The 14,632-nt window shown below is 63.4% G+C and carries 10 protein-coding genes; 4 read left to right on the forward strand and 6 right to left on the reverse strand.

From position 1 onward, the window contains the following. The first annotated feature begins 80 nt into the window (after positions 1-80). Positions 81-3,809: a DUF3971 domain-containing protein gene (locus tag B5527_RS17165; RefSeq protein ID WP_079602579.1), complete on the forward strand. Its 3,729-nt coding sequence runs from the start codon at positions 81-83 to the stop codon at positions 3,807-3,809. Positions 3,810-4,012: 203 nt separating this feature from the next. On the opposite strand, the gene B5527_RS17170 is transcribed toward B5527_RS17165, so the two are convergent. The 3 genes from B5527_RS17170 to tyrS all read right to left on the reverse strand — a co-directional run bounded on the left by B5527_RS17170 (position 4,013) and on the right by tyrS (position 8,426). After that, on the reverse strand, positions 4,013-5,707 hold the full coding sequence (locus B5527_RS17170) for a methyl-accepting chemotaxis protein (protein ID WP_079602580.1): 1,695 nt from the start codon (positions 5,705-5,707) through the stop codon (positions 4,013-4,015). Positions 5,708-5,870: 163 nt separating this feature from the next. Beyond that, a complete protein-coding gene (locus B5527_RS17175; RefSeq protein ID WP_079602581.1) occupies positions 5,871-7,118 on the reverse strand; it encodes an MFS transporter in 1,248 nt (415 codons plus the stop codon). Positions 7,119-7,172: 54 nt separating this feature from the next. Next, entirely contained in the window at positions 7,173-8,426 is a 1,254-nt protein-coding gene (gene tyrS / locus B5527_RS17180) for a tyrosine--tRNA ligase (protein ID WP_079602582.1), read from the reverse strand. Between the two features lie 168 nt (positions 8,427-8,594). Between tyrS and B5527_RS17185 the strand changes: the two genes are divergently transcribed. Beyond that, positions 8,595-9,698, forward strand: a complete 1,104-nt coding sequence (locus tag B5527_RS17185) for an anhydro-N-acetylmuramic acid kinase (RefSeq protein ID WP_079607337.1) — start codon at positions 8,595-8,597, stop codon at positions 9,696-9,698. Positions 9,699-9,736: 38 nt separating this feature from the next. On the opposite strand, the gene B5527_RS17190 is transcribed toward B5527_RS17185, so the two are convergent. From B5527_RS17190 to B5527_RS17200, 3 genes are all read right to left on the reverse strand, one after another. After that, positions 9,737-10,249: a DUF1697 domain-containing protein gene (locus B5527_RS17190; protein WP_079602583.1), complete on the reverse strand. Its 513-nt coding sequence runs from the start codon at positions 10,247-10,249 to the stop codon at positions 9,737-9,739. A gap of 14 nt (positions 10,250-10,263) precedes the next feature. Beyond that, entirely contained in the window at positions 10,264-10,911 is a 648-nt protein-coding gene (locus B5527_RS17195; protein ID WP_079602584.1) for an alpha/beta hydrolase, read from the reverse strand. A 283-nt stretch (positions 10,912-11,194) separates the two neighbouring features. Next, a complete protein-coding gene (locus B5527_RS17200) occupies positions 11,195-12,178 on the reverse strand; it encodes a LytTR family DNA-binding domain-containing protein (RefSeq protein WP_079607338.1) in 984 nt (327 codons plus the stop codon). Between the two features lie 30 nt (positions 12,179-12,208). Here B5527_RS17200 and B5527_RS17205 point away from each other — a divergent pair, with 30 nt between their 5' ends. Together B5527_RS17205 and B5527_RS17210 are read left to right on the forward strand one after the other, a co-directional pair. After that, a complete protein-coding gene (locus B5527_RS17205) occupies positions 12,209-13,453 on the forward strand; it encodes an acyltransferase family protein (protein ID WP_079602585.1) in 1,245 nt (414 codons plus the stop codon). Next, entirely contained in the window at positions 13,401-14,558 is a 1,158-nt protein-coding gene (locus tag B5527_RS17210) for a cysteine desulfurase family protein (protein WP_079602586.1), read from the forward strand. The genes B5527_RS17205 and B5527_RS17210 overlap by 53 nt, the downstream gene beginning before the upstream one ends. Positions 14,559-14,632 lie beyond the last annotated feature (74 nt).

The raw sequence follows: 14,632 nt of genomic DNA on the forward strand, positions 1-14,632 counted from the left end.
GACGCACCACCCGTCCGCTCGTTGAATGTGCTCCTTGGGCCCGGAAGACGAGTAATAGTATTAATCGAGGATTGGCAGCGATGCCGGCACAGGAGCGCTCGTTACGTGTCGACGCGCGCGGCCTTGACGGCGATCAATCTTACGATCAGCACCGGCACCGAGAGGCAATGACAGGAAAAACGTCGCCCCAGGGGTCGAATCCACGTGCTGACCCCGAGGTCTCGCATTGGGATGATCCCGATTGGGATCAGGACCATGATGAGGCCGCGTGCCATCAGGCGCGCCGGCTGCTGTCACGATCGAATTCCGGCTTTCATCAGCTAGCGGATCGCTTCGGCGGGTTGCGCCGATGGATCGCCGGCGAGCGCTGGGTAAGGCGCCTCGCCGTCGTGACCGCGGTTTTGATGGTGATCTTCGCCACCTGCTTCGGCGGATTGTGGTGGCGGCTTGGCGCCGGTCCGATCAATCTCGAAATGGCGACACCCTGGCTGGCCGCGGCGATCGCGGAAAATATTGGCCACGGCAACACCGTCGAGGTGGGCGGCACCCAGATCGAGCGCGCCGGCAGGATCCGCATCGCCGTGCGTATCCGCGATATCATTGTCAGGGATCGCGACCACGCCATCGTGGCGAGCGCGCCGAAAGCCGAGGTGAGATTATCGGGCACCGCGCTATTGATGGGACGGCTCCGCGCCGAGAGCCTCAACTTGGTGGACGCCGAACTTGCGGTGCGCATCACCCCGGACGGCTATGTGACGGTTTCCACCGGCGACAACGCCCGGCCGCTGGCGACCGGCGTAGCGTCAAAAAGGCAACCAGGGGGAATGCCGTCGTCAGCCGGTCAATCCGCACCACCGATTCCCCTTGGCCAGGTTGCCCCGTCATCGTCAGGTACTCCGCCCGCTGCCGCCGCAGCGGCTCCCGATAACCGCGATACCGCAAGCGGACTGCTGGCCGGCCTCGATTGGCTCGACAGCCTGAGCCTGACCGGACTCGACGGACAAAATCTCAATGAAATCGGTTTGAAGAACGGCAACCTGATCGTCGACGACCAGCAGCGCGGCAACAAATGGAATTTTGAAAACATCACTCTCAGTCTTCGCCGCCCGAGCGGCGGCGGCGTGGCGCTGAGCGTGGGCGAAGAGGGCAGCCATGCCTGGTCGCTTCGGGTTGCGGTCGGACCTCCCGCCAACGGCGTGCGGTCGGTCGATATTCGCGCCGACAAGGTCTCAACCACAAATATCCTGCTGGCGCTGCGGCTGAAGGATCTGACCTACAGCGCTGATCTGCCGCTAACCGGCGAGTTGAAGGGCGAATTGGGCCGCGACGGCCTGCCGACCTATTTCCGCGGCAAGCTTAGCGCGGGCGCGGGCAACATCATCGACAGCGACACGCCCGATTATCCGATGGCGATCGATTCGGCGGAAATGGACGTCGAGTGGGATTCCGGGCGGCGCGTGCTGGTAGCGCCCTTCAAGATCGTTTCCGGCCCGAACCGGATCACGCTGCTGGCCCATCTCGAGCCGCCCAACGACAGCGTTACCGATTGGCAACTGGGCTTCAGCGGCGGCACCATCGTGCTGGCGGGGATCGACGACGAACCCCCGCTGATTTTCAATCGCATCGCCATCGGCGTGCGCTTCGACACCGACAAGCGGCGGGTGCTGCTCACCCAGGCCGATATCAGCAACGGTGAGATCGGATTCGCCGGGACCGGCAGTGTCGACTATTCGGCCGAGCCGCGCCTGACGCTCGGCTTTGCGGGAACGCCGATGTCGGCATCCGCGCTGAAACGGATGTGGCCGGTGCTGATCGTGCCGGAGGTCCGCGAATGGGTGGTCGACCGGGTCGAGCGCGGCTCGCTTCAGCGAATCGAGGTAGGTGTCAACTCTCCGGTGCGAAACCTTTCGCGCCGGGGTCCGCCGATCCCCGATGACGGTCTCTCCGTCAACATCCTCGCCAGCGGCGTGACCTTGCATCCGGTCGACGAACTGCCCTCGGTGCGCGATGCGGATTTGAAAGCCCATGTCACCGGCCGCACCGCGACGGTGACGATCGCGCAGGCGGCGGCCGATACGCCCGCTGGGCGCAAACTCAACATTTCAGATTTTGTATTCGAGGTGCCGGACATGGCGCCCAAGCCCGCACCGGCCCGGGTCAAATTCCGGATCGACGGTCCGGTGCCGGCGGCGGCCGAAATTCTCGCCTCCGATCGCCTCAGCGAATTTTCCGGCACATTGATCGATCCCAATTCGAGCAAGGGCACGGTTTCCGCGGTGGTCACGCTCGGGATGCCGATCAAGCGCGAACTGACCAAGGCCGACACCACCTACGCTATTACCGCCGACCTCAGCGGATTTGCCGCCGATCACCTGGTGATGAGTCAGAAGCTCGAAGCCACCACGCTGAAAGTCATCGCCAATAATCAGGGCTATCAGGTCAAGGGCGACGTCAAGATCAACGGCCAGGCGGCTTCGCTGGATTATCGCAAGCCCAGTGATGGCGATGCCGATATCAAGTTGCAGGCGACACTCGACGACGCAAGCCGCGCCCGCCTTGGATTCGATCTCGGCCCGGCGGTCAGCGGGGCTATCCCGGTCAAGCTCGTCGGCAAGATAGCAAGCGCCGATCACGACAGCCGCATGGGCATCGAAGCCGATCTGACCGCGCTGAAGCTCGATAATATCCTGCCGGGCTGGGTCAAATTGCCGGGCAAGTCGAGCCGCGCGGTTTTCAACGTGGTGCAGAAACCGCAATCGACCCGGCTTGAAGACATCGTCATCGACGGCGGCGGCGTGTCGATCAAGGGATCGCTCGAGGTCGATCAGAACGGCGACCTGATGAACGCGAACTTCCCGACCTATTCCCCGTCCGAAGGCGACAAGGCCTCGCTGAAGGCCGATCGTGGTTCTGATGGCGTCGTCAAGGTGACCATGCGCGGCGACGTGTTCGACGGCCGCGGCTTTCTCAGGTCAGCCATTTCGGGCAAGGAGGCAGACGCCAAAAGCAAAACCAAGAACATCGATTTCGACGTGGACCTGAAGCTCGGTGCGGTGGCCGGCTATTACGGCGAAGCGCTGCGCAGCGTCGACTGCAAGGTATCCCGGCGCAACGGCATGTTCAAAAGCTTCGCGCTTACCGGCAAACTTGGACGAGATACGCCCCTGACCGGAAATCTGCGCGCACCTGCCCAGGGACAACGCGAAGTCATCTATCTCGAGACCAGCGATGCCGGCGCATTCCTCCGCTTCACGGATACTTACGCCAAGATGCTCGGAGGCCAGCTTGCGCTGGCGATGGATCCGCCGACCGTTGAACCGAGCGCGAAAGAGGGCCTGCTTAATGTCAGCGATTTCTCCGTCAAGGGCGAGGCCGCGCTCGATCGGCTGGCCGCGGGCGGGCCGGCCGGCCTACAGAACGGCGTTTCCTTCTCGCGGTTGCGCGCGGAATTCACCCGGCAAAACGGACAGCTCACGATCCGGGAAGGCGTCGTGAAGGGCCCTATGATCGGCGCCACCATCGAAGGCAGCATCGATTACCCCGGCAATCAGGTGCGCATGAGCGGCACCTTCGTTCCGATGTATGGGCTGAACAACATGTTCGGCCAGATTCCGATTGTCGGGCTGTTCCTGGGCGGCGGCAGCAATGAGGGGCTGATCGGCGTGACCTACGAGGTCGTCGGTTCACCCGGCCAGCCGGTGCTTCGCGTCAATCCGATCTCCGCCATGGCGCCCGGGGTTTTACGGAAAATCTTTGAATTCCCCACCGGCAAAGCAAACAATCCGGTGGATTTTCCGCCCAACAACTGAGCGTTCGGCGGCCTGCAACCGCGGCCGGAGTATGACCGAAAATGCGTGGAGCATTTTCAAGCTGCTCCTTCTTGAATAAACATTCGTCTTTTCGTCATGGCCGGGCTTCGTCCCGGCCATCCACGTCTTTGTTGCTTAAATGCGGTCAAGACGTCATGCCCGGCACAAGGCCGGGCATGACGAGATTCGTCGTTAAGCCGGCACTAAGCCGCGCGGACTCCGGCCAGGAAGGTGTTGACCTCACCGGACAGTTGCTCGGCCTGCTTGGAGAGGTTGGAGGCCGCGGTCAGAAGAAGGCTGGCGGCGTTACCGGTTTCATTGGCCGCGGCGCTGACGCCGCCGATGTTCGTCGTCACCTCCTGCGTCGCCTGCGCGGTCTGATTCACATTGCGCGCGATTTCGGCAGTCGCTGCACCCTGTTCCTCGATCGCGGAACCGATCGCTGTTGCAATGGTGCTGACTTCCTCGATCGTCGCGGTAATGCCCTGGATGGCCTCGACGGCTTCCTTGGTTGCGCCCTGGATCTGGGTGATGCGGGTGCCGATCTCCTTGGTTGCCTCCGCGGTCTGGTTTGCGAGACTCTTGACCTCGGCCGCCACCACGGCAAAACCCCTGCCGGCCTCGCCGGCGCGCGCGGCTTCGATGGTGGCGTTGAGCGCGAGCAGATTGGTCTGTCCCGCGATGCTCGAAATCAGTTCTGCGACATGCTCGATCTGGTGGGCTCCGTCGGAGAGGGCGCGCACGATGGTATCGGTGCGGCGCGCGTTATCAACGGCGCGGATGGTGATATTGGCGGATTGCGCGACCTGACGGCTGATTTCACCGATCGACGAGGTCAGTTCTTCGGCCGCCGCGGCGACCGTTTGAACCCGGGTGCTGGCCTCCGCTGCCGCCGAGCTGACGACCGACGCCCGGTGGTTGGTGCGTTCCGCCGTGCCGGTCATGGATTGCGCGGTCGCTTCCAGTTCGGTCGATCCCGACGCCATCATTCCAACCAGCCGGCCCACGGACGCATCGAAGCGGTCGGCCAGTGCAATCAGGGCCTCACGCTTCCCGTTTTCGGCCTGTTGCTTGGTAGCGACCTGCTCGGCCTCGAGCGTCCGCGCCGTCATCGCCGTCTGCCGTAACAACTCCAGCGTTTCCGCCATGCGTCCGATCTCGTCGCCGCGTTCGGTTTCTTCGACCGCCTGGTCGAGCGAACCGGTGGCGATGCGCTGCATCCGGATCCTTTGCCGGTCGAGCGCGCCCAGGATGTCGCGGGCGATCAGCCACGACAGCAAGGCCATCAGCGCCGACACGACGGCGCCGACCGCGCCAAGGCGCAGCAGCAACGCATGAACATCGGCATCGACGTCGTCCACGTAAAGTCCGTAGCTGACGACGATATTCCACGGCGCAAAGTGGCGTGCGAACACCATTTTCCGAACCGGAACGGTCTCGCCGGGACGCGGATAGAGATAGGAGCCGGTCCCTCCCTCCGGACTCTGCATGGCGGCGCCGATCTGGGCGTCGGCGATCACGGTGCCGTTGGAATCGGTCGCGCCGGTGATTTTGCCTTCGAGCTGGGGCAGAGCGGCGTTCAGCAACAGCGAGGTGTCGGCGTTGTAGACGACCGCGTAGCCTTGCCCATTGCCGAACGTCATCTTCCTGCCGCGCAGCCGAAACTGGGCCTGCGCCTCGGCGAGAGTCATTTTTCCGGCCGCGACCTCGTCCTGCAGCGTCTCGGCCATGCCGACCATGAGGTCAACCGCTGTGCGCAGTTGGTTTACCCGGTCTGCCAGCATGCGTTTCTCGCTCAGCGAAGCCGTAAGCGCAATGATCGCGCAGACGGCCAGCGCCGACAGCGCAACCATGCTCGCGAGTTTGGTGCGGATCTTCCATCGGCTGAGCAGATTCATATCGACCTCTGTTGACGAACTGTTTGCAGAGGAACTATCAGGAACTTTCTTACCAATAGTGAACGATGAATCCGTATCGCGCGTTGCGCGAACTGAGACTTTCGTCCGCCGAATCATCGGGCGTCGATTGCGGCAGTTTGTTTCTGCGGAGGCGGGACGGAATCTAACGCCGCAGCGCGGGCACCACCAGGAACGGGATCATGCCCAGGAGCACGCTGACCAGCGAGAACGCGATCAGCGGATTATAGCTGTGGGTCCAGTCGTGGATCAGTCCTCCGCCCCAGGAGCCGAATGCCGATCCCAGCCCGCTTCCGATCGAAATCGCGCCATAGATGGTCCCGACCCGCTCGCCGCGAAAGATCTTCATCGCCGTCGCGGTGAGGAGGGGGCCGCGCGAGCCGATCATGCTGCCGAAACACACAACGAACCCTGTCAGCAGCCAGAAGTTCGGATACCATTGCAGCAGCCACAGCATGACGATGCCGACGATCGAGATGGCGTAGCTGAACAACACCGACGGCCTGCGGCCGATGATGCCGTCGAGCCAGCTGACCCCCAGCATGCCGAACAGCAGTACCACCCCGCTGAAACCCCAGGCGGTCGCCGCCTGCAACGGCGGGAATCCGGTGTCGATCAGATAGGCCACGACCTGCGGCGAAATCGCATACATGCCGATCGCGGTGAAGAAGAAGGTCGAGAACAGCGCCCAGAATGCGTGGTGGCGCATCGCACTCAGCAAGGTCCAGCCTTCGTCGGCGAAGTCGGCGGCGGCGCTCCTGGCGAGATGCGGCGAACCGGTGGAGAACAGCCGCCACGGCAACAGCAACAGCGGCACGAGCAGAAACAGCGCGGTGGCGCCGAAAATCTGATAGGCGTCGCGCCAGCCGAGATGATCGATCAGGACCTGCGACGCCGGCAGCAGGATCAGCACGCCGGCGCCGGTCGCGGAATAGACGATTGCCATCGCGGTCGGCAGTCGCGGGCCGAACCAGCGGCCGAGCAGGATGGAATTTGGAACGTTGCCGATGAACGCAATGCCGAAACCGACGCAAATCCCGATGCTGAGCTGGAACTGCCAGAGGTGTTGGGCATGGGCCGCGACCAGGAACGCGCCGCCAAGCAGCAGCAGGCCCAGCGAATAGACGGCGCGGGGACCCGAGCGGTCGAACAGCCGGCCGATCAGCGGTGACGCCAGACCGCCCGCAAGTGCTGCCAGCGAATAAACCGAGACCACCTGGGCGCGGTCCCAGCCGAAGCTCTCCGAGATCGGCTTGAGAAAGACGGTAAAACTCTCGCCGAGGCCGCGGCCGAGCACCGATAGTGCAAAGCACAGCGCAAGCACGTTCAGCGCCACGCGCGCCGGTTTCACCGGCTTGGTCGAAGGTTCTTCTCGGGGCGCGGTCTTATCCATGCCGGCAAGGAGCGCGTTTCCTTGTCCTGTAGCAAGGGTCTAAAACGAATGCGCCTATGCAGGCCTGAGCAGGACGTGGCGCTTCTTGCCGAGCGACAGTTTGATCACGCCTTCCGGCGTGAGGTCGCTGAGCCCGAGAATCAACTTCTCGTCGCTAACGGCGACGTCATTGACGCGCAGACCGCCGCCCTTGATCTGGCGCCGCGCCTCGCCGTTCGACGTGACCAGGCCCGCTTTGACGAACAGCGCCAGCATGCCGATGCCGGCTTCGAGTTCGGCGCGAGGGATTTCAACCGTCGGAAGGTTTTCGGCGATCGCGCCTTCCTCGAACGTTTGCCGCGCGGTTTCCGCCGCCATAGCCGCCGCGTCAGCACCGTGCAGCAGCGCGGTGGCAGCGTCGGCGAGCGCCTTTTTGGCTTCGTTGATCTCCGCTCCCCGCAGCGCCGCCAGCCGTTTGACCTCGTCCAGCGGCAGCGTCGTGAACAGCTTCAGGAAGCGCTCCACGTCGGCATCATCAGTGTTGCGCCAGAACTGCCAGTATTCGTAGGGGCTCTTCATGTCGGCATTGAGCCAGACCGCGCCGCTGGCGGTCTTGCCCATCTTCTCGCCTGAAGACGTCGTGATCAGCGGCGTCGTCAGCGCGTGCAATTGCGGCGTGCCCATGCGGCGGCCAAGGTCGATGCCGTTGACGATGTTGCCCCACTGGTCGGATCCGCCCATCTGCAGGCGGCAGTCGTAGCGCTGGTTGAGCACGGCATAGTCGTAGGCTTGCAGGATCATGTAGTTGAATTCGATGAAACTCATCTCCTGGTCGCGCTCCAGCCGGAGCTTGACCGAGTCCATCGCCAGCATGCGGTTGACCGAGAAATGCCGCCCGATGTCGCGCAGCATCTCGATCCAGTTGAGCTTGGTCAGCCATTCGGCATTGTCGGGCATGATCGCGTCGTGCTTGCCGTCGCCGAATGTCAGGAAGCGCGAGAACACCTGCTTGATGCCCTCCTTGTTGCGCTCGATGTCCTCGATCGAAAGGATCTTGCGGGTCTCGTCCTTGCCGGAGGGATCGCCGACGCGGGTGGTGCCGCCGCCCATCAGCGCGATCGGCTTGTTGCCGGTCTGCTGCAGCCAGTACAGGCACATGATCTGCACCATAGAGCCGACATGGAGCGAGGGCGCCGTACAATCGAAACCGATATAGGCCACAAGTTCGCGCCTTGCCGCCAGCGCATCCAGCGACCCAGGGTCCGAAATCTGATGAATGAAGCCGCGTTCCTGCAGCACATTGAGAAAATCAGATTTAAATGCAGTCATTTGTGTGCGACTCTGATCATTCTTATTTCACGGTAATTGTACGGAGTTGCGGAACCCCGTGGCGGAATAGGCTGCCGCCGCCCGGCGCACTGTGGCATTATAAGATGTGCTTGTTTGGCACAAGCGCATCAACGGCGGGCCTCCTAATCCTAAGAAGGCACCATGGCGATGATGATGACGGCAATCGGTCTGATGAGCGGCACCTCGCTCGACGGGGTCGACATCGCCTTGATCGAAACCGATGGCAAGCGGGTCCAGTCCTTCGGCCCTTCGGGCTACCGGCCCTACACCGACACCGAGCGGGGCCTGCTGCGCCAGGCCCTGACTGAGGCCGTCCACCTGCCGCAGCGCGACGCGCGGCCGGGCGTCCTGCGCGAGGCCGAGCGCGCGGTCACCATTGCCCATGCCGAGGCGGTTGCCGCCTTTACTGCGCAGAACCGCATCTCACGCGAGGATATCGATATCGTTGGCTTTCATGGCCAGACCGTGCTGCACCGGCCGGCCGAGAGGATGACCGTGCAGATCGGCGATGCCGCGGCGCTGGCGAAAGCCATCCATATCCCGGTCATGCATGATTTCCGCGCCGCCGACGTCGCCGCCGGCGGCCAGGGCGCGCCGTTCGTGCCGGTCTATCACCGTGCGCTGGCGCAGTCGCTCGAGCGCGAGGGCCCGATGGTCGTGGTCAATATCGGCGGCGTTTCGAACATCACCTATATCGACGGCGCCGACACCCTGATCGCCTGCGATACCGGGCCCGGCAACGCGCTGCTCGACGATTTCGTGTTCCGCACCACCGGCCAGCGCTTCGATTGCGAAGGCCGGATGGCGGCCCAGGGCGCGGTTCACGTGGCGTGGGTCGTCCGCGCGCTGGAGCATCCGTTCTTCGCGCTGCCGCCGCCGAAATCGCTCGACCGTAATGATTTTGCGTCGCTGATGCTACGCGACATGGCTCCTGCCGATGGCGCTGCCACGCTGACGGCCTTCACGGCAGAAGCCATTGCCCGGATCGTGCCGCTATTGCCGAAGGAGCCGCGGAGCTGGATCGTCGCCGGCGGCGGCGCCCGCAATCTCACGATGGTTCGGATGCTGCGCGAGCGGCTGGCCCCCGCCACCGTCGAGGCCGCCGATGCGCTGGGCTGGTCGGCCGACGCGATCGAGGCGCAGGCTTTCGGTTTTCTGGCCGCACGCGGCCTGAAAGGCCTGCCGCTCAGCTATCCCGCCACGACGGGGGTGCCGATCCCGATGACAGGCGGCGTGATCGTTCAGCCGTAAAACCAGGTTTGATGAAGACTGCCCGTCACCGGCCGGTGTCAGGCCTCGGCAGCCATGCGCGCGAGCGTCGCCACGGTGTTCATATTCCGCGCGGTACCTGTCCTGGCGGCGGCGATGACGAGCTTCGACTTGGCCATGCCCTCGCCGTAGTGAATGAATATCTCACGCCGCCCCAATCGGATCTGTTCGCCGCGCTGCCCGCTAACGCCCGTCAGCGTGTCCGGGGGTGGCGCGCGATCGAGGAACACCGCCATGGTGCGGTTGGGCGCCGCCTTCGGAAACGGATTGTCGGCCAATACCTGCGCCATCTCGGTAGCGTCGCGCACCAGCACGCCGACCGGCTTGTCGGCATAGGCCTCCAGCCGCCGTTCAAGCGCAATCTTGATCGCGGCTTCCGACTTGCGGCTGGTGAAGACGACATTGCCGCTGGCGATGTGGGTGCGGGCGGCTCCGAAGCCGAGCTCCTCGCACATCTCCTTGAGATCGCTCATCGGCAGTTTTCCGGTGCCGCCGACATTGACCGCACGCAGCAAGGCGACGAACGAGTTCATCGACGGTCCGGCACCTAGCGAACGTTGGCGAGCCGCATGTCGAGATATCCGGTCACCGTCTGCATCAGCGGCTCCAGCTTGCCGTCGAAGAAATGATTGGCGCCCGGGATGATCTGCTGATCGATCACGATGCCCTTTTGCGTCTTCAGTTTCTCAACCAGCGTGTTGACGTCCTTGGGCGGCACCACCGCGTCTTTCTCGCCGTGCACGATCAGGCCCGAGGACGGGCAGGGCGCCAGGAACGAGAAGTCGTAGAGATTGGCGGGCGGCGCGATCGAGATGAAGCCTTCGACCTCGGGGCGGCGCATCAGAAGCTGCATGCCGATCCAGGCGCCGAACGAGAAGCCGGCGACCCAGCAGGCGCGCGCTTCCGGATTGATGGTCTGCGCCCAGTCGAGCGCGGACGCGGCATCCGAGAGTTCGCCGGTGCCGTGGTCGAACGATCCCTGGCTGCGGCCGACGCCGCGAAAATTGAAGCGCAGCACCGAAAAGCCGCGGTGCGCGAAGGCGTAGTAGCACTGGTAGATGATCTGGTGATTCATCGTGCCGTGAAACTGCGGATGCGGGTGCAGCACCATCGCAATCGGCGCGTTCTTCTGCTTCGCCGGATGGTATCGGCCTTCGAGGCGGCCGGCGGGGCCGGTGAAAATGACTTCAGGCATTGTGATCCCTTGGCAAAATCAACCGCCTTTGGGCTGGCTGCATCCGGCTCTTCGCAGATGAGCCTCGCAACGATAAAGGGGCGGATCAGGCGTCGTTGGGCGCTTAAGCAAACGGCGCTCGGTGAACTGGAGGCCGCGTTCTAGCATGAGGCGAGGGGCAAAAAGCAAGGGTTTTGTGCGCCCAAGGCACCTCGCATGCGCTTCAGCATCCCGGATTAACGATCTGCAATACCTGTAGAAATTTGTCCATGGCGCGGCGGCCAGAGGGCGTTCGGCGGCGATATCAGGGACGGGCGCCGGTATCGTCCCGAACCGACGTGGAATTGGCGGCAAGCGCTTCGAGCGAGTTGACGGCGCCGCGGTAGCGGCGGCTGCCTGAGATGGCCTGACCGGTATCGAGCGTCAGCTCGAAGTCCCCGTTTGCCCCCGTCTTGAGCCCCGTCACGCGTGACAGGTTGACCAGCCGGGTCCGGTGCACCCGCACGATGTTGAACCTTGTCAACCGCGCTTCCTCGGCGGCCAGGGTTCCGCGGACCAGGTGATTGATGCCGTCGGCAAGGCTGTATTCGACATAATTTCCGGCCGAACTGACCCAAAGAATGTCGCGGGGTTCGATACGGATCCGGGTCGACCCGTCGCGGAGCCAGACCATGTGGGGCGCCGCAGATGGCGGGTCCGCCGGGACCGTCGCCACGACCAGGCGGGACTGCTGCGCTTCGCGGCGGCTATCGATCAGCCACAGCGCGCCGCCGATCAACAGGCAGGTGATCACGTCCTTGCGGAATTCGTAAATCAGCGTCGCGGCCGAGGAGTGAAAATCGTAAGTACCGCCGACAAGGAACATCGCGAGTTTGCGAAGGCCAACCATGCCGGCGATGTGCAAGGTCGAGAAAATAATGATCGCTGCGACCGCGAGACCGATGCGCAGCGGCCAACCCGAAACGTGGCGCATCCGCCGAACCGCGACGAACAATACCGGCGCGACCACGATGATCGTGACGATGCTCGTCATCTCCCAGAACAGCGGCGTGCGGGCATCGTAAGCGGCGCCACGCCAGGCGGCGTCTTGCGCTGCGGAGAGCGCGTTGACGATCCCGATCCCGAGCGAGACGGCCGCTACCGCTCCATAGAGCAGCCAGTCGGCACCGGATATCCCGCCAAGCCCGCCGCTTGTCCCGCCACGTCTCACTTCATCCCAAGCTCGCCCGTTCTGGTCCCAAACCGGCTCGACGCGGGGCCTGCTTTGCGCATTTTTGACGTCAGTCATGAGGTTCATCGCGCATTCGGAGACCGAGCCATGAAGCGAGAAATCATACCACATTCACCCCATTTCGCTGCGCGGGAGTCAGAGCGGCGGGTCGATCTCGATTGGGTGCGGATCTCGGCCTTCGGGCTTTTGATCCTCTACCATGTCGGCATGCTCTATGTGTCCTGGGGCTTTCACATCAAGAGCGCGCACCGGATTACGGAACTGGAACCGTTGATGCTGCTGCTCAATCCGTGGCGGTTGGCGTTGCTGTTTCTGGTTTCCGGCGCGGCGACACGGTTCATGCTCCGGAAATTGACCGCAGGTCAATTGCTGCGATCCCGCACCCTGCGGCTGCTGCCGCCACTGATTTTCGGCATGCTCGTGATCGTCCCGCCGCAGGCCTATGAGCAGATTCTGGAAAGCGTCGGCTATGACGGCGGCTTTCTCGATTTCTACCTCACGCGGTATTTTGCGTTCCGTCACGCGTTCTGCGATCCCGGCCCCTGCCTGCTGCTGCCGACTTGGAACCATCTGTGGTTCGTGGCTTACCTCTGGGTCTACACGATGGTCCTTGGTGGGGTTCTGCTGGTGGCGCCGGATTTGGTGCGGAGGGTCGAGCAAGCGATCGCGCCGATATTCTCCGGCAGTTGGCTGCTGGTTCTGCCGGCGGCGATGTTTGCGGCGTATCGCCTGTGGCTGCTGCCCCGCTTCCCGCAGACTCATGCGTTGTCCGGTGACTGGTACAATCACGCGCTGTACGGCACCGTCTTCCTGTTGGGATTTGTCGTCGCACGCGCGGATAACGTCTGGTTCGCGCTTCAGCGGTTTCGCTGGCTGGCCCTTGTGACGGCAGCGGCGCTGTTCGTCTCGGGCCTCGTTCTGCGCCCCCTTTACCCGCTGGGGCAGCCGATCCCTTTGGCCTTGAAAATCTACGCCGGGCTTGCTTACGGCTGTTATCAGTGGTTCTGCATCGTCGCCGTGCTTGGTTTTGCCCGGCGCTGGCTGAACCGGGACTCCGCCGCGCGCCGCTATCTGACCGATGCGGTGTTTCCCTACTATATCGTCCATCAGACCGCGATCATCCTGATCGCGCATGGATTGAGGGGTCTTGGCTTGCCGGCATCGATCGAGGCGAGCATCGTGATATCAGGCACGCTCGCCAGTTGTGCCGTGACTTACGAGATCGTCCGGCGCATCAGCGTGCTGCGGCCGTTGTTTGGACTGAAACCTGGAAAGCTCTATGTCCCCTCGGGTCTACCTCGACTGGAATGCGACCACGCCGCTTCGCCGTGAAGCCCGGGAGGCGATGGCCGCGGCATGGGAAATCCAGGGCAATCCCTCGTCGGTTCATGCCGAGGGCCGCCAGGCCCGCCGGTTGGTGGAGGACGCCAGGGCCTCGATATCGGGCGCGGTCGGCGCGCAGCCTGGGAATGTCGTGTTTACGTCGGGTGGCACCGAGGCCAATGTGCTGGCGTTGACGCCGGGACTTCGGCGCGGCGCCGGACTTCCGGTCAAAAGATTGTTGGTTTCGGCGATCGAGCACGCCTCGGTGCTCGCGGGCGGCCGGTTTCCGGCTGAAGCGATCGGCAGCATTGGCGTCACGCGCTCGGGACTGCTGGACCTGGACGGTCTACGGGCGGTGCTTGAGGGCGGGTCTCCGGCGCTGGTCTCGATCATGCTGGCCAACAATGAGACGGGCGCGGTGCAGCCGGTTAAGGAAACGGGCGAGATCGTCCATGCCGCGGGCGGATTGCTGCATGTCGATGCGATCCAGGCGTTCGGTAAAATATCTTTTGATATCAATGCGATAAATGCCGATCTGGTGACGGTTTCGGCGCACAAGATCGGCGGCCCCAAAGGCGTGGGCGCGCTGATCCTGGCCGAGGGGTTGCTCGGGTTCGAAGCGCTGCTGCGCGGCGGCGGTCAGGAACGGGGGCACCGGGCGGGAACCGAGAATGTTGCGGGAATTGCCGGGTTCGGCGCTGCGGCGAAGGCCGCCATGGGCGCTCTGGAAGCAGACGCGGTTCGCGTCGAAAGCCTGCGGAATCGGCTCGAAAATGGCCTGCGGCAGACGCTGGGCGGGATCGTCTTCTCTGAAGATGCGCCCCGGCTGCCGAATACCACGCTTTTTACGGTTCCCGGTCTGAAGGCGGAGACCGCCGTGATCGGCTTCGACCTCGCCGGGATCGCGGTTTCCTCGGGTTCCGCCTGTTCTTCGGGCAAGGTCCAACCCTCGCACGTGCTGCAAGCCATGGGATTCGGCCCGGAACTGGCTCAGGGAGCGGTGCGGCTCAGTCTGGGCTGGTCCACCTCCGATGCAGACATTGATCGCTGTCTTGAGGCTTGGCGAAAGCTCGCAGGTACCCTACTTAGAGGTAAGCGACGAAACACTGCTTGAACGGTTCTAAAGCAGGTGATTTCCGCCGAGAAACATCGTAAAGCTTGGGATTGATCCACCGCGGTCCTTGAAAC

Origin of the sequence: Bradyrhizobium erythrophlei (assembly GCF_900129425.1) — a bacterium.
Classification (GTDB): Bacteria; Pseudomonadota; Alphaproteobacteria; order Rhizobiales; family Xanthobacteraceae; genus Bradyrhizobium; species Bradyrhizobium erythrophlei_C.

Coding starts and splice junctions, on each gene's coding strand:
- B5527_RS17165 (WP_079602579.1), top strand. CDS start 81: ATGCCGGCACAGGAGCGCTCGTTACGTGTCGACGCGCGCGGCCTTGAC.
- B5527_RS17170 (WP_079602580.1), bottom strand. CDS start 5,707: ATGAATCTGCTCAGCCGATGGAAGATCCGCACCAAACTCGCGAGCATG.
- B5527_RS17175 (WP_079602581.1), bottom strand. CDS start 7,118: ATGGATAAGACCGCGCCCCGAGAAGAACCTTCGACCAAGCCGGTGAAA.
- tyrS (WP_079602582.1), bottom strand. CDS start 8,426: ATGACTGCATTTAAATCTGATTTTCTCAATGTGCTGCAGGAACGCGGC.
- B5527_RS17185 (WP_079607337.1), top strand. CDS start 8,595: ATGATGATGACGGCAATCGGTCTGATGAGCGGCACCTCGCTCGACGGG.
- B5527_RS17190 (WP_079602583.1), bottom strand. CDS start 10,249: ATGAACTCGTTCGTCGCCTTGCTGCGTGCGGTCAATGTCGGCGGCACC.
- B5527_RS17195 (WP_079602584.1), bottom strand. CDS start 10,911: ATGCCTGAAGTCATTTTCACCGGCCCCGCCGGCCGCCTCGAAGGCCGA.
- B5527_RS17200 (WP_079607338.1), bottom strand. CDS start 12,178: ATGACTGACGTCAAAAATGCGCAAAGCAGGCCCCGCGTCGAGCCGGTT.
- B5527_RS17205 (WP_079602585.1), top strand. CDS start 12,209: ATGAAGCGAGAAATCATACCACATTCACCCCATTTCGCTGCGCGGGAG.
- B5527_RS17210 (WP_079602586.1), top strand. CDS start 13,401: ATGTCCCCTCGGGTCTACCTCGACTGGAATGCGACCACGCCGCTTCGC.